The organism is Ensifer sp. ENS09 (assembly GCF_014852425.1).
GTDB lineage: Bacteria > Pseudomonadota > Alphaproteobacteria > Rhizobiales > Rhizobiaceae > Ensifer.
In genome coordinates, this window is record NZ_JACVBP010000001.1 from 446,343 (window position 1) to 467,413 (window position 21,071).

Consider the following 21,071-nt stretch of genomic DNA (forward strand, 5'->3'; position numbering starts at 1 on the left):
TTCGGCCGAGGTGCTGTCTACGCCTAGAACATATCGCGACTGCTGCTGCGCGGGTCGTCGCTGACGACATGCGGGTCGTAGATCCCGCCTCTCGCCTGTCGGCGCCAGGGTCGGGCCGGATCGTCGGGATCGTTGCCGATATCGGCTATCGCCAGCGAAGGCACGTTTCCGACACATCGCGTCGCCCATTGTCCGTCAGGTGCCACGATCCCTGAGGGGGCTATGAGGCCCGGTTGTGCGAGAACGGCAAAACTTGCCCAGTAGCGGTTGCTCGACGCATGCCCCTGTACTTCGGCGGCAAAGGCAAGGTCGTTCGCCAGAGCGCCGCCGGAGGTCGAAAACAGGACGCAATCGACATTCAGCCGCTCGTATTCGAGGAAAATCTCCGGAAAATGGCACTCGATGCCGAGCGCGCAGCCGAAACGGATGCCATCGACCTCGAATGTCAGCGGGATCGTTCCGGGCGTATACATGAAAGAGATCTTGGTGTTGGACAGCATGCGCTCGTCATAGCGCGTCGCAATCGTTCCCTTGTCCGAGATCACATAGAGGCTGTTGTGCGGGCGGTGCGGTTCAGTGAGCTTGTGCACGGAGCCGAGTACCGTCCATAGGCCGAGCTCACGCGCCAGCATTCGTATTGCGTGAAGCTCCTCGCGCAGAACCGCCCATTCGAACCGGTGCCAATCGGACGGGCCGATGTCGCGGGGACCGATTGAGGACATGATCCGTTTGTTCGGAAAACATGTCGCTCCCTCCGGGAAATGCACCAAGCGTGCCCCTGCCCGATGCGCCTGCCTCATGAGGTGGCGGATCCCTTCACCGGCATGACGAAGGGCTGCCGTGTCGCGGGGATCATCCAAATAGGCAGATTGCACCACGGCCAGGCGCAGCGATTTGTCTTGCCGCAGCGCGCCGGTCGCCTCCGCGTCGCAAAGGTGCATGCGGGCGGTTGTGTAGGATTCGCCGGTCTTGGCGGCACGGGCGCGCACGCGGCGTTTGAAATTCCGGTTTTCAGTCATGACGGGCCTTTCGCGTCTCGGGCAAGTTCCCCAGCAACCGGACCCGAAACGGTGGGACCAGGATTGCGACCCGAGACTGAAGTCCCTTTGCCTCCATGAAAGGATCGTGCTGGGGACGATCTTTGGAGGTTCGGCGCAGGCCACGCCGAACCAAAAGGTGCCGCCCGGCCGCTGATTCGTCAATTGTGGCGCAGTGCTCAGGTGTCCTTCACTTCAAAGGCAGGTAGATCTCGCTCAGAAGCTCGGTCGGTGCGACCTCCCGCGGATTGTTGAGATATTTCTCGAACATCAGGCTGTCGCGGATCTCGCGGCCGGACTGCGGCAGCCAGGTTCCGTAGAGCCATTGATAGGCTTTCGGCATGTCCGCATAGGGGCCCTTGTGGCGAAGCACCGCATACCGGCCGCCGTCGAGATGCTGTGGCGCCAACGGCGCCTCCACCGGCATTGCCTCGCGCGCGCTGACGCAGGCGAAAGAGCGCAGCTTTTCGGTCGGCACCAGCTCCGGGTCGTCGAGATAAATGCCGATCATCTCCATGTCCGGCCGGAACAGTTGCCGCGAAAAGAGAGTGCCATAGAGCGTCTCGAATGCCTTGCCGATCTCCATATAGGAGCCGGTGTGAGCGACGCCGACGACGTCGAAGGCTTCGACCTCCTTGAGGGTGACTTCGTACATGTCTGGAATTCCTTCCGTTGAAGCGGTTTCAAAGGCGACATGGCTTCCCTCCTTGCGGTATCGCGCCGGCGGCAGCCCGTAGGCGGCCTTGAACGTGCGGTTGAAGGATTGCAGATTGGGATAGCCAGAGCGCTGCGCGATCGTCTCAATGCGAAGTTCGGTCTGGGCGAGATCGGCCGCGGCCCGCTGCAACCTCAGCCGCTTGACCGTTCCGGCCAGCGTCTCGCCGTGAACGGCCCGGTAGATCCGATGCCAATGGTGCGGCGACAGGCAGGCAATCTCCGAGAGACGATCGAGGTCGAGATCGCCGTCGAGATGGCCGTAGATATAGTCGCTGACCCGGTGCAGGCGTCGTTCATAGGTCGCCCACGTTACCCGCTCTTCCATGTCCACCCTTTCGCGCTTTGCTCACGGATCGGTAGACCATAAATCAATTTGACAAATCCTGCGGAGTTGTCCGGCAGCTTTCGCAGCGGATTTGTGCGCTCTGACGACGGGTTTAGGAAGACCGGGGTGCTGTCCTCGCCCTAAACGAAAAAGGGCGCCACAACGGACGCCCTGTACCTATTCTTTGCTTGACCGCAATCAGCCGGCGAGCGCGACGGCCACCGCTTCGATCGCTTCGGCGGCCTTGTCACCATCCGGGCCGCCGGCCTGGGCCATGTCGGGACGGCCGCCGCCGCCCTTGCCGCCGAGAGCAGCAGACGCGATGCGGACGAGGTCGACGGCGCTATGCTTCGACGTCAGGTCGTCGGTCACGGCAACGACGGCGCTGGCCTTGCCATCGTCGGAAACGCCGACGAAAGCGACGATGCCGGAGCCGAGGCTCTTCTTGCCGTCGTCGGCCAGGCTCTTCAGGTCCTTGGGCTCGACGCCCGAGACGACCTTGCCGAGGAAGCGGATGCCGGCAATGTCGCGGGCCGCGTCGGCAGAGCCTGCCTCGCCGCCGCCACCAAGCGCCAGCTTCTTCTTGGCTTCGGTCAGCTCGCGTTCCAGCTTGCGGCGTTCGTCGAGCAGCGCTTCGACGCGGCCGAGCACGTCGCCCGGCTGAACCTTCAGCGTGTTGGCGAGCGTCTTCACACGCTCGTCCTGCTCGTTCAGATAAGCGCGTGCCGCTTCACCGGTCAGCGCCTCGAGGCGACGAACGCCGGCGCCGACGGCGCTTTCCGAGACGACGCGCACCAGGCCGATGTCACCGGTGGCAGACACGTGCGTGCCGCCGCAGAGTTCGACGGAGTAAGCGCGGTTGGCCTTGGAGCCGTGGATGCCGCGGCCCATCGAGACAACGCGAACCTCATCGCCGTACTTCTCGCCGAAGAGTGCCATAGCACCTTCGGCAATCGCATCATCGACGCTCATCAGGCGCGTGGTCACCGGCGAGTTCTGCACGATGATCTCGTTGGCCATTTCTTCGACGATCTTCAGCTCGTCGGCCGTCATCGGCTTCGGGTGGGAAACGTCGAAGCGCAGGCGCTCGGGCGCCACCAGCGAGCCCTTCTGGGCCACATGGGTGCCGAGCACTTCGCGCAGCGCCTCGTGCAGGAGGTGCGTTGCCGAATGGTTGGCGCGCAGGCGCGAGCGGCGCGCATGATCGACGTCGAGCTGGGCGGCGTCGCCGGTCTTGACCGTGCCTTCGGCGACGGTCGCGAAGTGGACAAAGAGCCCCTCGCCGCGCTTCTGCGTATCGGTCACGGTGAGCTTGCCGCCCTCGACGGTGATCGTGCCGGTATCGCCCATCTGGCCACCCGATTCGCCGTAGAACGGCGTCTGGTTCAGGATAACCTGGACGGTGTCGCCCTTGGCAGCCGAGGCGACGACGGCGCCGTCACGCACGATCGCCTGGATCACGCCTTCGGCGGTCTCTGTGTCGTAGCCGAGGAAGTCGGTCGCGCCGTGCTTTTCCTTAAGCTCGAACCAGATGGTTTCAGTCGCAGCTTCGCCGGAACCGGCCCAGTTGGCGCGGGCTTCAGCCTTCTGGCGTTCCATAGCGGCCGAGAAAGCGTCGGTATCGACGGTGATGCCCTTGGCGCGCAGTGCGTCCTGGGTCAGGTCGAGCGGGAAGCCGTAGGTATCGTAGAGTTTGAAGGCGGTTTCGCCGTTGAACTGGTCGCCTTCCGACAGATCAGCAGAGGCGTCGGACAAGAGGTTGAGGCCGCGCTCCAGCGTCTTGCGGAAGCGGGTCTCCTCGAGCTTCAGCGTCTCGGAGATCAGCGCTTCGGCGCGCACCAACTCCGGATAGGCGCGGCCCATCTGGCCAACGAGTGCCGGCAAGAGCTTCCACATCAACGGATCCTGCGCGCCGAGCAGCTGCGCATGGCGCATGGCGCGGCGCATGATACGGCGAAGCACGTAGCCGCGGCCTTCGTTCGACGGCAGCACGCCGTCCGCGATCAGGAAGGCGGACGAACGCAGGTGGTCGGCAATGACGCGGTGGCTGGCACGACGGTCGCCTTCGGCCTTGACGCCGGTTGCTTCTTCAGAAGCGGCGATCAGCGCGCGGAACAGGTCGATGTCGTAGTTGTCGTGCTCGCCCTGGAGAACGGCGGCGAGACGCTCGAGGCCCATGCCGGTGTCGATCGACGGACGCGGCAGATTGACCCGCTCTTCCTTGGTGATCTGCTCGTACTGCATGAAGACGAGGTTCCAGATCTCGATGAAGCGGTCGCCGTCTTCATCGGCCGAACCCGGAGGTCCGCCCCAGATGTGGTCGCCGTGGTCGTAGAAGATTTCCGAGCACGGGCCGCAGGGGCCGGTATCGCCCATCGCCCAGAAATTGTCGCTGGTCGGAATGCGAATGATGCGGTCGTCGGAGAAGCCGGCGATCTTCTTCCAGAGATCGAAGGCCTCATCGTCGGTGTGGTAGACCGTGACCAGCAGGCGCTTGGCGTCGAGGCCGTATTCCTTGGTGATCAGGTTCCAGGCGAGCTCGATCGCGCGCTCCTTGAAGTAATCGCCGAAGGAGAAGTTGCCGAGCATCTCGAAGAAAGTGTGGTGGCGTGCGGTGTAGCCGACATTGTCGAGGTCGTTGTGCTTGCCGCCGGCGCGAACGCACTTCTGCGCCGTCACGGCCGTCGAATAGGGACGCTGCTCCAGGCCGGTGAAGACGTTCTTGAACTGCACCATGCCGGCATTGGTGAACATCAATGTCGGATCATTGCGCGGCACCAACGGGCTCGACGACACGACCTCGTGACCGTTCCTGCGGAAATAGTCGAGAAAGGTCGACCGGATTTCATTCACGCCGCTCATCTTGCGTCCTATTCTTAAGCACCGATTCCGGCCCGGGTCCGGCCCACGCCGCGCCACTAAGCCATTGTCCCTAAACCCTGCAGCCGCCCTTGGTGACCACACCCTCCAACGCGCTGGGTCGCCGGAACCAAAGGCTTTTATCGCTCACATATCCGACTGTCCAGACGCCAGCAAAAAACCGGCCGCCCATGGGGCGACCGGTTCCTGGGTAAGCTCAGTGGACCGAGCGGCTTATGCTTCCGGCGGTTCGTCGCCGTCGTCCGCTTCCGGACCGCCATTCTCGAGGAACCGGTCGGCGATCAGGCCGGCGTTCTGGCGCAGCGCCGTCTCGATCTCGCGTGCGAGATCCGGATTGTCGCGCAGGAACGTCTTGGCGTTCTCGCGGCCCTGGCCGAGACGCTGGCTGTTGTAGGAGAACCAGGCGCCCGACTTCTCGACTATGCCGGCCTTGACGCCGAGGTCGACCAGTTCGCCGGTCTTCGATACGCCCTCTCCATACATGATGTCGAATTCGACCTGCTTGAAGGGAGGCGCCATCTTGTTCTTGACGACCTTGACGCGGGTCTGGTTGCCGACCACCTCTTCGCGCTCCTTGACCGAGCCGATGCGGCGGATGTCGAGGCGAACCGAGGCGTAGAACTTCAGCGCGTTGCCGCCGGTGGTGGTTTCGGGCGAACCGAACATCACGCCGATCTTCATGCGGATCTGGTTGATGAAGATGACCATGCAGTTCGACTTGGAGATCGAGGCGGTCAGCTTGCGCAGCGCCTGGCTCATCAGGCGGGCCTGCATGCCCGGCAGGCTGTCGCCCATTTCGCCCTCGATTTCAGCGCGCGGCACGAGCGCTGCAACGGAGTCGACGACGAGAACGTCGATCGCGCCGGAGCGCACCAGCGTGTCGGTGATTTCGAGCGCCTGCTCGCCGGTATCGGGCTGCGAGATCAGCAGGTTTTCAAGATCGACGCCGAGCTTGCGAGCGTAGACCGGGTCGAGCGCGTGTTCTGCGTCGACGAAGGCGCAGATGCCGCCCTTCTTCTGAGCTTCCGCAACCGTCTGCAGCGCCAGCGTCGTCTTACCCGAGCTTTCCGGGCCGTAAATTTCAACGATGCGGCCCTTCGGCAGGCCGCCAATGCCGAGCGCGATGTCGAGGCTGAGAGAGCCGGTCGAAACCGTCTCGATCTCAATGATGCTGTCCTTCCCACCGAGCTTCATGATCGATCCCTTGCCGAACGACCGTTCGATCTGGGAAAGTGCCGCTTCAAGTGCCTTGCTTTTATCCACCGATTTGTCCTCTACGAGCCGCAAAGAGTTTTGTGCCATTTGGTCCACCTTTAGGTTATTGAAGCTACCGAGGCAATGAAGCCGCCGCAGGAGTTTTTGTACATGTTTTGTTCCGTATTTGCAAGAGCGCGACAACACATTGAAAAACAATAGCTATCCACCATGCGTTCGATTCTTGTTCACGGAACGAAACCGGAGTTTTCGAATGTTGGCGCCAGCGCTTCGAACCTGCCCAGCAAGGCCCGGCCGATTCGTTGGCGCATGACCCTCCGGACGGGTCGGGCGCGTGGCGCTCCGCGATGCGGCATCGCAGGATGCCAACAGATATTCGGCCGATCGGCCAAGCAGAGGAACATTCATGACGCAAGCTGAGATCGTCGTTTTCGGTGGCGCGCATATCGACAGGCGCGGCCGTATATCGGGAACGACTGCGCCCGGATCGAGCAATCCGGGAAGCTGGTTCGAAGAAGCGGGCGGCGGTGGTTTCAATGCCGCGCGCAACATGGCGCGGCTTGGCCACAGCGTGCGCATGATCAGCACCCGCGGCGGCGATGCGGCCGGCGAGATGGTGACCGCAGCCGCGGCCGCCGCCGGCGTCATCGACAGCCCCCTCACCTTTCTCGACCGCCAGACGCCGAGCTATACGGCGATCCTCGAAAACGACGGCAATCTGGTGATTGCGCTTGCCGACATGGAGCTCTATCGGCTGTTCTCGCCGCGGCAGTTGCAGCGGCGCGCGCTGCGCGAGGTCATTGCCACGAGCCAGCTCGTTCTGACCGACGCCAACCTGCCCGAAGAAACCATTGCCGCACTTGCCCAGTCAGCTGCCGGCAACGGCCGCCTCGTCGCCGGCATCGCCGTTTCGCCGGCCAAGGTCATCCGCTACCGGCCGTGCCTCTCGCATCTCTCGTTCCTGTTCATGAACGAATCCGAGGCCCGGGCACTGACCGGCAAGGAGGCAGCCGAGGCGGATGAGTGGCCGTCGTTGCTGAGAAACGTCGGCCTTACGGGTGGCGTCGTCACACGCGGTGGCCGTGCCGTCGTCGCCTTCGACGGCGAAAACACCTGCGTTGCCGTTCCGCCAGCCCTTCCCGCCCTTGCCGACGTCACCGGCGCCGGCGACGCGCTCGCCTCCGGATTCCTCTCGGCGCGCCTTGGCGGCCACGCCATCAACGCGTGCCTGCGGCACGGCATCGCAGCCGCTCAAATCACCTTGCGCTCTCCCTTGGCCGCATCCGAAGACATGTCCGCGGCCAATCTCGAACAGGCGCTGGCCCTTGTGCCCGTGCCCCAAATGCTGTCATGACATTTGCCAGCAGAACTCCCAAGGAAAGACCATGACCAAACCCGCTTCCCCCTTCCTGCCGATGGAATATTCCGACGAGGTAGCAGCCGCCAAGGCGCGTGGCGCGCCGATCGTGGCGCTGGAGTCGACCATCATCACCCATGGCATGCCCTACCCGGGCAACCTGAACATGGCCCGCAGCGTTGAAGCGATCATCCGCGAGCAGGGTGCCGTGCCGGCGACCATCGCGGTCATCCATGGCCTACTGCATATCGGCCTTGACGACGCCAAGCTCGAAGAACTGGCGAAGACCCAGGGCGCGATGAAGGTCTCGCGCGCCGACCTCGCCTTCGCGATCGCCGAGCGCCGCACCGGCGCGACGACCGTTGCCGCGACGATGATCGCTGCCGCCCGCGCCGGCATCCGGGTCTTTGCGACCGGCGGCATCGGCGGTGTGCACCGTGGCGCCGAGCTCTCCTTCGACATCTCGGCCGACCTCGACGAGCTCGCTCGCACCGGCGTCATCGTCGTCTGCGCCGGCGCCAAGGCGATCCTCGACATCCCGAAGACGCTCGAAGTGCTCGAAACGCGCGGCGTTCCTGTCGTCACCTATGACAGCGAAATCTTCCCGGCCTTCTGGTCGCGCGACAGCGGCCTCAAGAGCCCGCTGATGCTGAACAGCCCGGCGGCGATCGCCAACTTCCAGACCATGCGCGAGCAGCTCGGCGTCGAAGGCGGCATGCTGGTCGCCAATCCGGTTCCGGAAGCTGCCGAGATCCCGCGCGAAGAGATGGAAATCTACATCGCCCGCGCGCTCGACAACGCCGAGAACGACGAGATCACCGGCAAGGCGGTCACGCCCTATCTGCTGAGCAACCTCTTCGAAATGACCGAGGGCCGCAGCCTCGAGACCAACATTGCGCTGGTCGAGAATAATGCCCGGCTTGCCGGCGAGATCGCGGTGGCGTTGAACGCGAAGTAATCTCGGACAGTCTTCGACAAACAGAAAAGCCCGGCGATCATTTCGCCGGGCTTTTTCGTGTCCGGAGTTCACCGGGATTACTCAAAAGAGGTTTAGACCGACCAGGCTTAGGAATCGAGCATCTCGCGCACGGCGACGGCCAGTTGCTTCAGCGAGAACGGCTTCGGCAGGAAGCCGAACTTGGCGTCCGCCGGCAGGTTGCGGGCAAAGGCGTCTTCGGCATAGCCCGAGACGAAGATGAACTTCAGGTCCGGATACTTCTTCCTGAGTTCGGTCAGAAGCGTCGGTCCGTCCATTTCCGGCATCACCACGTCGGATACCACGATATCGACGGCGCCGTTGAGCTCGTCCATGATGTCGAGCGCCTCGACGCCGGAGCCGGCCTCATAGACGGTGTATCCGCGCGTTTCCAGCATGCGCTTGCCGCCGCGGCGAACGGCCTCCTCGTCCTCGACGAGCAGCACGACTGCCGAATCGCCGGTGAGATCGGTCGGCTCCTCGTTCTTGACCACGGGAGCCGCTATCGTCTGCACCACCGGCGCAGCAACGGTTCCGGTGCCTGCCTGCACGGGCTCCTCGGGCGCAACCGGCACCTCGATATGGCGCGGCAAGAGGATGCGGAAGGTCGTGCCCTTGCCCACTTCCGATTCCGGATAGATGTAGCCGCCCGACTGCTTGACGATGCCATAAACCATCGACAGGCCGAGACCGGTGCCCTTGCCGACCTCCTTGGTCGTAAAGAACGGCTCGAAGATCTTGTCGAGGATCTCAGGCGCAATACCGGTTCCCTGGTCGGAAACTTCGACCATCACGAAGTCTTCGTCCGGCAGTTCGCGCCGTCCGAAGGCCGAGACCTCCTCCGCCGGCAGATTGCGGGTGCGAAGTGTGATGATGCCGCCTTGGGGCATCGCGTCACGCGCGTTGACGGCGAGGTTTAGCAGCACCTGTTCGAACTGGCCGAGATCGGTCCGGACCGGCCAGAGATCGCGGCCATAATCCACCTCGACCTTGACGTTGGTGCCGGTCATGCGGTCGACCAGCATGCGCAGGTCGCCGATGACGTCGGTCATGTTGAGCACCGTCGGCCGCATCGTCTGCTTGCGCGAGAAGGCGAGCAGCTGCCGCACGAGAACCGCGGCGCGGTTGGCGTTGCGCTTGATCTCCATCAGGTCGGCAAAGCTCGGGTCGGCCGGCCGGGCAGACAGGAGCAGGTGGTCGGACGACAGCAGGATCGCTGTCAGCACGTTGTTGAAGTCGTGCGCGATGCCGCCGGCAAGCGTGCCCACCGCGTTCATCTTCTGGGTCTGCGCCATCTGGTTTTCGAGCGCTTTCTGCTCGGTAATCTCCAGCGCGTAGATGATCGCCGCTTCCTCAGGCGCCTGATCGGTCTGGTCGATCACGGCATTGACGTAGAAGCGGAAATGGCGCTCGCCATCGGTGGGGTGCAACGCGTCGATCGGTGCGATGTCGCCCTGCCGGTCCTTGGCGGCCGCAAGCGCATCGTGCAGGCGAAGCTTCTCGGTTTCGTGCACCACGGCATCAATCAGCGCGCCGCGCTCGACATCGTCTTGCGAGACGAGGCCGGAGAACAGCTTCAGGAACGGCGCGTTGGTGCGCAGGATCCGGCCATTGCCGTCGACCGAGGCGATCGCCATCGGCGTGTTGTTGAAGAAGCGGGTAAAGCGCATCGCCGCGCTCGACGCCGACTGGTCGCTGTCCTCGCCGCCCTCGCGCGACATGACGATGGTGCGGCTTTCGCCGGGCGCGCCGTCGCGGGTCGAAGAAACGCGGTGGATCATGCGCACCGGAAGGCTCTGGCCGTTCATCTTGCGCAGGTCGAGGTCCAGCATCTTGGTCTTCTTCAGACCCGGCTCCGCCTGAACCGCCTGGACGAGCGTCAGCCCCTCGCCGGCCACCAGATCGCCGATGCTGATCGAGCCCGGCTGGAACTTGGTGAGATCGATGCCGAGCCAGTCGGCGAGCGTGGCGTTGATGTAGAAGATCTCGCCCTTGCGGCCGGCGGAGAAGAAGCCGGCGGGCGCGTGGTCGAGATAGTCGATCGCGTTCTGCAATTCCTTGAAGAAGCGTTCCTGGTCGTCGCGCTCCGCGGTGATGTCGGCGATCTGCCAGAGATAGAGCGGGTTGCGCTCGCTGTCTTCGAGCGGCAGCACCCGCGCCTTCAGCCGGAACCAATGGGCGCCGGAGCCGGTGGCCGCACCGGTCGCGAGCGGCTTCAGCAGGCGGAATTCCTCATGCCCCTGCTTGCCCTCGTGCAGGCCGTTGGTCAGCCGGTAGATCGCTTCCGTCGCCTCGCGATTGCGCGACAGGATGGTTTCGAGCGATTGGATGCCGGCAGCGTTTCTGGCACCCGTCAACGCGCCATAGGCAGCGTTGGCATAGATGATCCGGCCCTTGCGGTCGGTCACGATCGTGCCGTCCTCATGCGCATCGAGGAAGGCGCGCGCCAGTTCGTCCGGGCGCGACTGCGGCATCACCTCGATGAAGCCGATGACCGAGGACACGAGAAAGAAGATGCCGACCATGGCGAGAACGCCGAGGATGCCGAGCACCATCTCGTTTTCCATCTGGTTCCGGAAGATCACGAAGGCGATGGCGGACACGGTGAGGACGATCGCGAGCAGCACGATCCGCAGCACGGTTCCGGGCCTGACGCCACGGTCAACAACCGGCATCTGGTAGTCGCCTGACTGCCGCAATTTCGTCATCGGGTCCTCTTACGCGGCCGGCACCGCGCGCGGGCGCGGCCCAGCCCTTCCGGCCGGCATCCGCTCAAACCGCCGGGCAAAATCGGCCATTGCCGACACGCCCTCGATCATTCGGACAAGAATCATCTTTAACAATCAGAGATAACAGCAAAAAGCACCTGTGCGGAAGCATTCGAGCCAATTCACAGGGAATGTCGGCGAAGTGCTTGTCCGAGCCCGAAAAAAGCCGTCAAATACTGCCACTCGAAAGGCAGAAGGAGTTCAGCCTATGATGGAAACGATCATCGCCGACAACGGCAGCCGGTTCGTTGTCGCCGCTGCAGCGGTCGCGATCGGACTTTTGTGCCTCGTGGCCGTACTCTGGATCATGCGCAACCGCCCTTCCTCGCCCTTCATCCGCGGCGGCAAGAACCGCCAGCCGCGTCTGGCCGTGCTCGACGCCGCCGCCGTGGATACCCGGCGCCGCCTCGTGCTGGTGCGCCGTGATGATGTCGAGCACCTGATCATGATCGGCGGGCCAACGGATATCGTCATCGAAAGCCGGATCGTCACCGGCGGCGACGAGCGTCCGGCCGAACGCCCCGCTGTCATCGAACGCAAGGTCGCCGAACCGATGGCTGAAAGCCGTCCGGCCGTCAGGGAACCCCTTCAACAGCCCGCGCCGTCGATGCAGGCCGAACCCGTCGTCGCAACGCCGGTTCGCCCCATCACCCGGACCGAGGAACAGCCGGTTGCCCGCGTCGAGCCTGTGGCGCCGATGCGCGTTACGGCCGAGCAGCGCCCGGTGGCCGCACCTGCCCTTGCGGCAGAGCAGCGCCCTCTTGCCCGCTCCGTCGCCCAAGCGGCACCCGAGATCCCGTCCGTTGCCGCCGTCGCACCCCCTTCGGTGAACGTCGATGCGCCGATGAGCCGTCCGGTCGCCATGGCCCAGACCGTGCAGCCGCAGCCCATTCAGGCGCAGCCACCCCAGCAGCTTCAGCGCCCCGCACCGATCATCCAGTCGCAGCCTCAGCCGCAGCCGGCTCCAACAGCCGCCCTTTCCGACTTCGAGCGCCTCCTCGACGCCGAGATCACCGGCGACCTGCAGCGCCTCGGCCCGGCGACATCCGTCACTCCGGAAAACCGTGCATCGCTTCAATCCGGCCGTCAGGAGCCAACCCTCGGCGCGCCGGGCGCCGATGGCGGTCACAAGGAGCCGACGATCGAAGAAGAGATGAACCGCATGCTGGCCGACATCTCCGCCGGGCGTAAGCCCTGATTGCGCATTGGCCCGACGGCGACGTCGGGCATCGCGACAACGCGGGATACTGTTTGAGGCCAGATACTGAAGCGAAAATCCGCTTCGTTTCTTCGCAAGAAATTCGGCATAACGGAAAAAGGCGCGGTTTGACCCGCGCCTTTTTTCAGACTGCTACGAAAGCCCGAAAGCTTATTCGTCCCGGTAGACCTTTTCCCGCCGCTCGTGGCGCTCCTGCGCCTCGATCGAGAGGGTTGCGATCGGACGGGCGTCCAGTCGCTTCAGGCCGATCGGCTCGCCTGTTTCTTCACAGTAGCCGTAGGTGCCTTCGTCGAGCCGCTGCAACGCCGCATCGATCTTGGAGATCAGCTTGCGCTGGCGGTCCCTGGCTCTGAGCTCGATTGCCCGGTCAGTTTCGGAAGAAGCCCTGTCTGCGAGATCCGGATGATTGGCGCTCTCCTCTGCCAAGTGATCCAGTGTCTCGCGTGCCTCGCGAAGGATGTCATTTTTCCAAGCGTTCAACTTGGCCCGGAAATACGCCCGGTGGTTGGCATTCATGAATTCGTCGTCCTCGGAAAGGACGAAGGTACTAAGATCGATCTTCTCACTCAACGCGATTCTCCTGAAGAACATCTCATTGCGGCGGTGTATAGACCTATGGAAGCCGTGATTCAAGCCTCGGAACAGACACTCAACCGTATTTTAATATTGCTCGCGTTGCAGGCTAACTGACGAATATTTCATCAAAATTACACATCGGATCTTGATTTCCGACTTGCGCCCACCGACGACACCGCCTCTGCTCGCTGAAAAGTGACGATGATGTGTTTGCGTCATTTGATCGTCCATTCGCGACCGCGGCAAAGCGCAGCACCCGGCAGTCCCCGAAAAAATCACGGCGGCCAGCTTGATCTTTACGGTCCGGGCGGGGAAAGGTGACGGTCTGCCGGCCGACACGAAAGCCGACAAAATTCTACCCTGTCGCTGCAACCGGCAGGCAACGCCGGAACCATTCGATGCAAGACAGCGCCCCCAAGGCTCTCCGCCTCTACCTTCTGCGGCACGCCCGTTCCGGCTGGGCGCTTCCGGGCCAGCGCGATTTCGATCGATCGCTGGACGAGGTCGGCTACATCGATGCGGAGCGGCTTGCCCAGACGGCCGCCGACCAGGGCATCCGCCCCGACCGCATCCTCTGTTCGACGGCCGTGCGTTGCCGCGAAACGGCCGAGCCATTCTTCCGCACGGTCAGCGAAGATCTGGATATCCGCTACATCGATGCGCTCTATTCCGGTCCGACGAGCGTCTATCTCGACCTCATCGACGCCCACCGGCATGTAAGCGCGCTGATGCTCGTCGGCCACAACCCGATGATCGAACAGTTGCTGTGCAGTCTGGTTGGAGACGATGCCGCCCGGGAGGCGCTTCCCGACGGCTATCCGCCGGCGGGGCTGGCCATCCTGGATCTGCCTGCTGTTGGCGATGCCGCCTCCGCCCGCCTGGTGTCGCTGCTGCTGCCGACACCATAACGGCGTAAGAAGAAATGCCGCGTGCGCGTTGCGGCGCCGCAATTAGTGCCTATATCGCGGAGGCAGCCTGCAGCCGATCGCCATTTCGCAGGCTCGCCGATCCGAACGATCCCGGGAAACACGCCGCAAGAAAGACCAAGACTTGGCGCCTAACCTGACCAGCTTCAAAGACGACGCGCTGATCGCGCTCGACAATCTCACCGACCGCGCCTCCGGCCTCGTCAACCCTTCGATCCGGCTCGGCGTAACGGGCCTTTCCCGTGCGGGAAAGACCGTCTTCATCTCGTCGCTCGTGCACAACCTGCTGAACGGTGGGCGCCTGCCGGTGTTCGAGCCGGTGCGTTCGGGCCGCGTCTCCAAGGTCAGGCTCGAGCCGCAGCCCGACGATGCCGTGCCACGCTTCCAGTATGAAGACCATATCGCCGCCCTCGTGCGCGATCGCATCTGGCCGGACTCCACGCGTGCCATCTCGCAGCTGCGCATCACCCTTGAATATGAGAGCGCCAGCGGCTGGAACCGGCTGTTCTCGCCGGGTCGGCTGTCGCTCGACATCGTCGACTATCCCGGCGAATGGCTGCTCGACCTGCCCCTGCTCGCGCAGGACTTCCGCGCGTTCAGCAACAATTCCGTGGCGCGCGCCCGTGCACCTGGCCGCGCGAAGCTGTCGGCCGAGTGGTTGACGCTCGCCGCGTCGGCCGGATCCACGGCGACCGCCGACGAGGCCAGCGCCCGTCGGCTCGCCGAGAGCTTCACCGGCTATCTCCGAGCCTGCAAGGCGGACGAACGCTCGCCCTCGACCCTACCGCCCGGACGGTTTCTGATGCCGGGCGACCTCGAAGGTTCGCCGGCGCTCACTTTTTCGCCGCTTCCGGATCTGCCCGAGGGCCGCGCGCCGAAAGGTTCGCTCTGGGCGATGATGGAGCGGCGCTACGAAGCCTATAAGAAACATGTCGTCAGCCCGTTCTTTCGTGAGCATTTCGCGCGCCTCGACCGGCAGATCGTGCTGATCGATGCGCTGCAGGCGATCAACAACGGGCCGGAGGCGCTGCTCGATCTCGAGCAGGCCCTGGCGGACGTGCTTGCCTGCTTCCGTCCGGGGACCAACAGCTGGCTCTCCTCCCTGCTGACGCGTCGGATCGACAAGGTGCTGATCGCCGCAACCAAGGCGGATCACCTGCATCACGAAAGCCACGACCGGCTGGAGCGCATCGCTGCGCGCCTCGTCGACCGCGCTGCCGAAAGCATCGGGTTGAGCGGTGCCGGCCTCGAGGTCATGGCGCTCGCATCGGTCAGGGCCACCCGCGAAGCGACCGTCAACCACGATGGCCATGCCCTGCCGGTCATCGTCGGCACGCCAATCGCAGGCGAGAAGATCAACGGCGAAATCTTCGACGGAGAGAAGAAAACTGCTATATTTCCCGGTGACTTGCCGGCAGATCCTGAAGTTCTTTTCAAGACGATGGAGACCCGGTCCGGCGCGACCACCTATATCGAGAGCGCTCATCCGCTGCCGGACTTGAGATTCGTTCGCTTCCGTCCGCCACATCTTGAGGAAACCGGCGGCGGCTTGAAACTGTCGGTGCCGCATATCCGCCTCGACCGGGCCATGCAATTCCTGTTCGGAGACCGGCTCGCATGAGTGACGACAGCAACGGCCGCAGCCGCCGTCCCGGTGCCTTTTCTGTTGGCGAAGACAAGCCCGCCGAGGCAGCGCCGCAGATGCGCACGCGGCGCGCGCCTGCGAGCTTCGACGACAACGTGGTGCTGACACCCGATGCGGAAGACCCGTTCCGCGAAACCACGCTTGCGGTCGAAGCCCTCGCCTTGCCCGAAGCAAGTCCTCGCAAACGCCGGCTGTCGGTCGGCAAGATCGCAACCGGCGCGCTCGGTATCATCCTCTCGCTTGCGGCAGGCCTCTGGGTCGATCGCCTGCTGCGCGACCTCTTCGCGCGCGCCGATTGGCTCGGCTACTCCGCGCTTGCCGTCGTCGCGATCGGGCTGCTGGCGTTGCTGATCGTTGTTGGCCGCGAGCTTTCAGGGCTGATGCAGCTCACGGCGATCCAGAAGCTGAAAGCGGAAACGGAGGCGGCCGCGACTTCGGCGATTGCGAAACCGGCGCGCGCAGCGCAGGCTAAGCTCGTGCACCTGCTGGCCGGCAATCCGCGAACGGCGCGCGGGCGCACACGGTTGAAGGAGAGCGAAGGCGAGATCATCGACGGTCCGCACGTGATCGAGCTCACCGAGCGCGAATTGCTGAGCCCACTCGACCGCGAGGCGCGGCGCCTTATTCTCGCGGCATCCAAGCGCGTGTCGATCGTCACGGCGGTCAGTCCGCGGGCGCTCGTCGACCTCGGTTATGTCCTTTACGAGTCCGCCCGCCTGATCCGCGCCATGGCCGAACTCTACGGTGGCCGCCCCGGCACGCTCGGCCTGTTGCGGCTGATGCGCGACGTCATCGCCCATCTGGCCGTCACCGGCTCGATCGCGGCTGGCGACAGTCTCATCCAGCAGGTGCTCGGCCACGGGCTGGCTTCGAAGCTCTCGGCGCGCCTTGGCGAAGGCGTCATCAACGGCCTGATGACCGCACGCATCGGCATCGCCGCCATGGACCTCTGCCGTCCCATGCCGTTTCGGGCGTTGAAACGTCCGGGTATCGGTGACTTTCTCTCCGACCTCAGCCCCGGCGCCGGGCGCGTTCTTGGCGACAACGGCGAGAAGTAAGCTTGCTCTGACAATAGCCTGAACGTTTGCAAGCGAATCGCAACCGGGCTCTCCCGCTCGCGAGCATGCTTCGTGCAGTGCCGACAGCTGTTCGATTGCAAGTGCATGCTAAGGCAGGCAATCACCAGGCCGCGAAAGCCTGTGAACAACTGGTTTTCGGGCCGCGATCAGCCCCGATATCCGCTAGACGGAAACCTCCCATTAACCATTTGCGCGCAAATGTGGCATCCAGTTTCGGACGTTGACTCATCAAGGATCGTTTATGTTCTCGCGCCCTTCTTTGATCGCTCGCGGCGCTGCCGCCTTTGCGCTGGCAGCCACCGTCGGCCTTGCGACACCGGCTTTCTCCGGCGCCAAGGACAAGGTCTTCTTCGAGAAGGTCGCCGGCCAGTGGAAAGGCCCTGGCGAGATTGTCGCCGGCAAATACAAGGGCACCAAGTTCACTTGCGACCTCTCGGGCGAACCGGTCGCGGGCGATGAGACCGGCATCAAGCTCGACGGCTTCTGCCGCGTCGGCGTGTTCAAGCAGCCGATGTCGGCGCTGATCACTCAGAAGGGAAACACTTACACCGGCAAGTTCCTCGATGGCGCCGAGGGCAAGGGTCTGGATATCATTTCCGGCAATGTCGCCAAGGACAAGGTCGTCGTCGGCATCAACCGCAAGAAGCTGAACGGCGCCATGATCGCCCGCCTGCAGGACGACCAGACGATGAACATCACCATTTCGGTCAAGGTCGAAGAGACGATGGTGCCGGTCATCGGCGTCAGCCTCAATCGCCAGATCGACGCGATCGCCGTCGGCTCGATCAAGTAACGTCAAACACCCGATCAAACGACAAAGCCCCGGCATCGACCGGGGCTTTGTCGTTTGTGGATTGCGTTGCGGTCCTGTTCAGGCGCCTGCGCGCCACCAGCCCATGTGATCGTCGGCAACCTCGATGCCAGCGACGTCAGCCTGTTGCAGCCAGTCGCCGACCGACCGGCCGCCAACGGTCATGTCGGCCGCAAAGTCGGCAAGCGGCATCAGCACGAAGCCGCGCTCGGTCATCCTTGGATGCGGCAGCTCCAGCCGCCCGCCCGATTGCGCCACACCTTGGAAGGTCAGTACATCGATGTCGAGCGTGCGCGGCCCCCAGCGCTCGTCGCGCACCCGCTTCATCGACCGTTCGATTTCAAGGCAGGCGTCGAGCAGGGCTTCCGGCGTGAGCGTCGTCTCGACCTTGGCGCAGGCATTGTAGAACCAGGCCTGGTCCGTCTTGCCCCAGGGTGGCGTGCGGTAAAGTCGTGAGACCGCCTCGACCACGCAATCGTCGCGGGCATCGAGCAACCGAAGCGCTTCGGCCATCGCCTTGCGCGGGTCGCCGAGATTGCCTCCAAGCCCGAGCGTTGCCACTCGCCAAGTCACCTCAGACGACATGCTCGACCGTCACTTCGACATAATCGAGCACGCCTGGAACCGGCGCATTCGGCTTACGGATCGAAACCTTGGCGCGCTTGATCTGCGGAAAACGCACGCAGAGCGTCTTGGCCACTTCCAGCGCCAGCGCCTCGATCAGGTAGCGGCGGCGGCCGGTGACGATGCGCTCGATTTCCTGGAAGGCGATGCCGTAATGCACGGTGTCTTCAATCGAGTCGTCGACCAGGGCCGTTCCCTGCTCGACTTCAAGCTCGGCGTCGACGAAAAAGCGCTGACCGAGAAGCTCCTCCTCGTCGAAGACGCCGTGGCGCGCGAAGAAGGCGCAGTTCTTGAGGGTGATGATATAGGTCGCGCTCATGCTTCTCAGTCCCATCGGCTTTCTTGGATCGCGATGATTGCGCGGTCGAGCCGTTCCGCAGTCATGCGCGTGATTGGTAGTCACAGGTTCAGGCGGAATGCGGGCGAGTAAGTCTCACCTCGCTCTGGCGTGCAGCATAGCATCGGCCATTGCCAGTGCATCCTTGCTGTTTGCGACATCGTGTACGCGGAAAATCGCGGCGCCGGCAACGCGCAAAAGCGCCGTCGTTGCAGCAGTCGCCATGTCACGATCGGCCGCCTCGCGGCCGCTGACCGCACCGACGAAGCGCTTGCGCGAGGTTCCGACCAGGAACGGCAGTTCAAAACGGTGCAACTCTGCAAAGCGCGCCATCAGTTCCAGGTTCTCGTCCGTGTCCTTGGCAAAGCCGAAGCCCGGATCGAGGATAATGCGATCCCGCTCCACGCCGGCCGCAGCCGCGATCTCGAGCGACCGGTCGAGAAACTCAAACTGGTCGGCGATCACGTTAGCGAGTTTTTCACGGCCCCGGCCGGTATGCATGATGCAGATGCCGGCGCCGGTCTTGGCGGCGACCGTGGCAATGTCGGGTTCGCGCTGAAGGCCGTGCACGTCGTTGACGATATGCGCGCCTGCATCAACCGCAAGCTGGGCAGTCGAGGCTCTGTAAGTGTCGACGGAAATCAGCGCATCGGTATCGCGGGCAAGCGCTGCGATCACCGGCAGGATCCGCGCCTGTTCCTCCTCGGCGCTGACGGGCGCGGCATCGGGCCGCGTGGATTCACCGCCGATATCGAGGATCAAGGCGCCCTCCTCCAGGCAGCGCACTCCTTGTGCCACCGCCGCAACGGCATCGATGAAACGGCCGCCATCGGAAAAAGAATCCGGGGTAACATTGACGATCGCCATCAAAACGCCACGCGGCCCCAGTTCGAGGCTGCGTCCGTGCGCCAGCTTCCAGCTAAATTTCTGAAATGGATTGTAAGTCATTTTCCCTCACCATCCGCATACGGCCGGGAGCCATCGTTTTGCTGTTGCGCCGGCGCTGGCTATGCCCCAAGCTTGATTGAAGTTCAACCGAAGAGAACCACGCATTGATGTCCCGAGTACGCGTCCCGTTCAAAGTCGCCCTTCTTGCTCTCCTGGTTGCCGCCCCGTTTGGCACGGCCTCGGGCGAAACCGTGGTGAACAAGAGCTTCTCCTATTTTTCGATCGGCGGCCGGACTGCGGAAGAACTGGACAAGGCACTCTCGGCGAGCGGCCCGATGATGAAGTCGACCGGCGCCCGGCATCCCGGCGCCACCCGCATCAAGTTCGGCGGCTCGATCACCTATGTCAGCCGCAACGGACGCTGCGCCGTCGGCTCGGCCCGCGTCACGCTGAACACGCGCATCATTCTGCCCAAATGGAAATACCGCCGCCAGGCCGGACGTGACCTCGCCCTCGTGTGGGACACGCTGTCGAGCGACATCAAGCGTCACGAGGAGCGCCACGCCGAAATCGCCCGCAATCACGCCCGGCGGATGGAAAAGATGTTCCTGGCGCTGAAGCCTCAGGACACGTGCGAAGAAATGCAGGAAAGTGTCGCCCGCGCCAGCGCGACCGCGATCGAGGCGCATGACAAGGATCAGGCCCGCTTCGACCGCACCGAAGCCGCCAACTTCGACAAGCGCATGATCCGTCTTCTGCAATACAGGCTGGAAACGCTGAAGAAAGCGCAACAGTAGATAGCAGAGCCGGAACCCCGAAGAAGAGCCTGACTATAGTCGCGGCTCGAGCCATTTCAGCGGCAATACCCACAGTATTTTATTGGTGAAATATAACGATGGCTGCCGGCCGGCGACTCATCTATATTCAAACCATGGAGAGAGGGGCCGGGACAAAGACTAGCCCCACAAATTGAATAGGTTATGCGCGACGCGATTGCGGCGCGAAAAGCTTAGATGTTGCCTTTACTTTGACTTGCGCAACGTTGTTCACTTGAAAAGAAAAAGAAGAAATCGAACAGCGGAGCCGGAACGGGTTCTCCTGGCGTGTCTTGGTGCAGCAGATGTTCCCTCCCTCATCTGTATGCGATGCGCCCTCCTCGCCTCGCTTGTCCAACGACCGGCGAGGCGCTTTTTTTGTGCGGAGGTCTGAAAGACGGGGCGTGAAACGCAGGCCTTAGGCCTGGCGCTCCGGCACGTGCACGACGAGACCGTCAAGCGCATCGCTCATCTTGATCTGACAGGAAAGCCGCGACGTCGGGCGGACGTCGTAGGCGAAGTCCAGCATGTCTTCTTCCATCGCTTCCGGAGCGCCGACGACCTGGGCCCAGGCATCGTCGACATAGACATGACAGGTCGCACAGGCGCAGGCTCCGCCGCATTCGGCTTCGATGCCGGGAACCGAATTGCGAACGGCGTTTTCCATGACCGTCGAGCCGTTTTCGACATCAAGTTCATGGCGCGCGCCATCAAAGGCAACGATGTTAAGTTTTGTCATGTCTCTTTCCGGAATGAACTGGTGGATTGGCCGGGCGCAGGCCTGTTGAGAAGGAACGCCGCGGGCGCAAATTCAGGGAAAGTTCTTCCAACAAATCTGCCGGCCAGTCAACAACGGCCATCATTCCGTGCAACGTC

At 63.3% G+C, this 21,071-nt stretch carries 18 protein-coding genes; 8 read left to right on the plus strand and 10 right to left on the minus strand.

The annotated features are described in order from the left end of the window. Nucleotides 1-23: 23 nt before the first annotated feature. From IB267_RS02270 to recA, 4 genes are all read right to left on the minus strand, one after another. Complete coding sequence (locus IB267_RS02270) at nt 24-1,019, minus strand: carbon-nitrogen hydrolase family protein (protein WP_192446226.1); 996 nt, start codon at nt 1,017-1,019, stop codon at nt 24-26. A gap of 208 nt (nt 1,020-1,227) precedes the next feature. Beyond that, nucleotides 1,228-2,079, minus strand: a complete 852-nt coding sequence (locus tag IB267_RS02275) for a GyrI-like domain-containing protein (protein ID WP_192446227.1) — start codon at nt 2,077-2,079, stop codon at nt 1,228-1,230. 198 nt (nt 2,080-2,277) lie between these two features. Next, nucleotides 2,278-4,941, minus strand: a complete 2,664-nt coding sequence (alaS, locus tag IB267_RS02280) for an alanine--tRNA ligase (protein ID WP_192446228.1) — start codon at nt 4,939-4,941, stop codon at nt 2,278-2,280. Between the two features lie 231 nt (nt 4,942-5,172). After that, entirely contained in the window at nt 5,173-6,261 is a 1,089-nt protein-coding gene (recA, locus tag IB267_RS02285; protein WP_043614579.1) for a recombinase RecA, read from the minus strand. A 319-nt stretch (nt 6,262-6,580) separates the two neighbouring features. Between recA and IB267_RS02290 the strand changes: the two genes are divergently transcribed. Beyond that, nucleotides 6,581-7,528, plus strand: a complete 948-nt coding sequence (locus IB267_RS02290; protein WP_192446229.1) for a carbohydrate kinase family protein — start codon at nt 6,581-6,583, stop codon at nt 7,526-7,528. Nucleotides 7,529-7,559: 31 nt separating this feature from the next. After that, entirely contained in the window at nt 7,560-8,489 is a 930-nt protein-coding gene (locus tag IB267_RS02295; RefSeq protein WP_192446230.1) for a pseudouridine-5'-phosphate glycosidase, read from the plus strand. A 107-nt stretch (nt 8,490-8,596) separates the two neighbouring features. On the opposite strand, the gene cckA is transcribed toward IB267_RS02295, so the two are convergent. After that, nucleotides 8,597-11,215 (minus strand): cell cycle histidine kinase CckA, encoded by a 2,619-nt coding sequence (gene cckA / locus IB267_RS02300; RefSeq protein ID WP_192446231.1) that lies wholly within the window; start codon nt 11,213-11,215, stop codon nt 8,597-8,599. A 268-nt stretch (nt 11,216-11,483) separates the two neighbouring features. Here cckA and IB267_RS02305 point away from each other — a divergent pair, with 268 nt between their 5' ends. Next, nucleotides 11,484-12,473 (plus strand): flagellar biosynthetic protein FliO, encoded by a 990-nt coding sequence (locus IB267_RS02305; RefSeq protein ID WP_192446232.1) that lies wholly within the window; start codon nt 11,484-11,486, stop codon nt 12,471-12,473. A gap of 171 nt (nt 12,474-12,644) precedes the next feature. Here the strand turns inward: IB267_RS02305 and dksA are convergent, their stop codons facing one another. Beyond that, the gene (dksA, locus tag IB267_RS02310; RefSeq protein WP_034794589.1) at nt 12,645-13,064 is read right to left on the minus strand and encodes an RNA polymerase-binding protein DksA; all 420 of its coding nucleotides are present in this window, start codon (nt 13,062-13,064) and stop codon (nt 12,645-12,647) included. A gap of 404 nt (nt 13,065-13,468) precedes the next feature. Here dksA and IB267_RS02315 point away from each other — a divergent pair, with 404 nt between their 5' ends. The 4 genes from IB267_RS02315 (at nt 13,469) to IB267_RS02330 (ending at nt 17,513) form a co-directional block, all read left to right on the plus strand. Further along, entirely contained in the window at nt 13,469-13,978 is a 510-nt protein-coding gene (locus IB267_RS02315; RefSeq protein WP_192446233.1) for a histidine phosphatase family protein, read from the plus strand. Nucleotides 13,979-14,120: 142 nt separating this feature from the next. Further along, on the plus strand, nt 14,121-15,617 hold the full coding sequence (locus IB267_RS02320) for a YcjX family protein (RefSeq protein ID WP_192446234.1): 1,497 nt from the start codon (nt 14,121-14,123) through the stop codon (nt 15,615-15,617). After that, nucleotides 15,614-16,699, plus strand: a complete 1,086-nt coding sequence (locus tag IB267_RS02325; protein WP_192446235.1) for a YcjF family protein — start codon at nt 15,614-15,616, stop codon at nt 16,697-16,699. Before IB267_RS02320 ends, IB267_RS02325 begins: the two co-directional genes overlap by 4 nt. A gap of 262 nt (nt 16,700-16,961) precedes the next feature. Beyond that, nucleotides 16,962-17,513, plus strand: a complete 552-nt coding sequence (locus IB267_RS02330) for a hypothetical protein (protein WP_043624541.1) — start codon at nt 16,962-16,964, stop codon at nt 17,511-17,513. Nucleotides 17,514-17,591: 78 nt separating this feature from the next. Here IB267_RS02330 and folK read toward each other — a convergent pair whose 3' ends face one another. The 3 genes from folK to folP form a co-directional block, all read right to left on the minus strand. Beyond that, nucleotides 17,592-18,116 carry a 2-amino-4-hydroxy-6-hydroxymethyldihydropteridine diphosphokinase gene (gene folK / locus IB267_RS02335; protein ID WP_192446236.1) on the minus strand — a complete coding sequence of 175 codons (525 nt, stop codon included), beginning with the start codon at nt 18,114-18,116 and terminating at the stop codon, nt 17,592-17,594. Continuing rightward, a complete protein-coding gene (gene folB, locus IB267_RS02340) occupies nt 18,106-18,474 on the minus strand; it encodes a dihydroneopterin aldolase (RefSeq protein WP_034794609.1) in 369 nt (122 codons plus the stop codon). The genes folK and folB overlap by 11 nt, the downstream gene beginning before the upstream one ends. A gap of 114 nt (nt 18,475-18,588) precedes the next feature. Further along, nucleotides 18,589-19,440, minus strand: coding sequence for a dihydropteroate synthase (folP, locus tag IB267_RS02345; RefSeq protein WP_192446237.1), 852 nt, complete (start codon nt 19,438-19,440; stop codon nt 18,589-18,591). 107 nt (nt 19,441-19,547) lie between these two features. Between folP and IB267_RS02350 the strand changes: the two genes are divergently transcribed. Further along, nucleotides 19,548-20,177, plus strand: coding sequence for a DUF922 domain-containing Zn-dependent protease (locus IB267_RS02350; RefSeq protein ID WP_043624550.1), 630 nt, complete (start codon nt 19,548-19,550; stop codon nt 20,175-20,177). Nucleotides 20,178-20,613: 436 nt separating this feature from the next. Here the strand turns inward: IB267_RS02350 and IB267_RS02355 are convergent, their stop codons facing one another. Next, on the minus strand, nt 20,614-20,934 hold the full coding sequence (locus IB267_RS02355; protein WP_043624554.1) for a 2Fe-2S iron-sulfur cluster-binding protein: 321 nt from the start codon (nt 20,932-20,934) through the stop codon (nt 20,614-20,616). Nucleotides 20,935-21,071 lie beyond the last annotated feature (137 nt).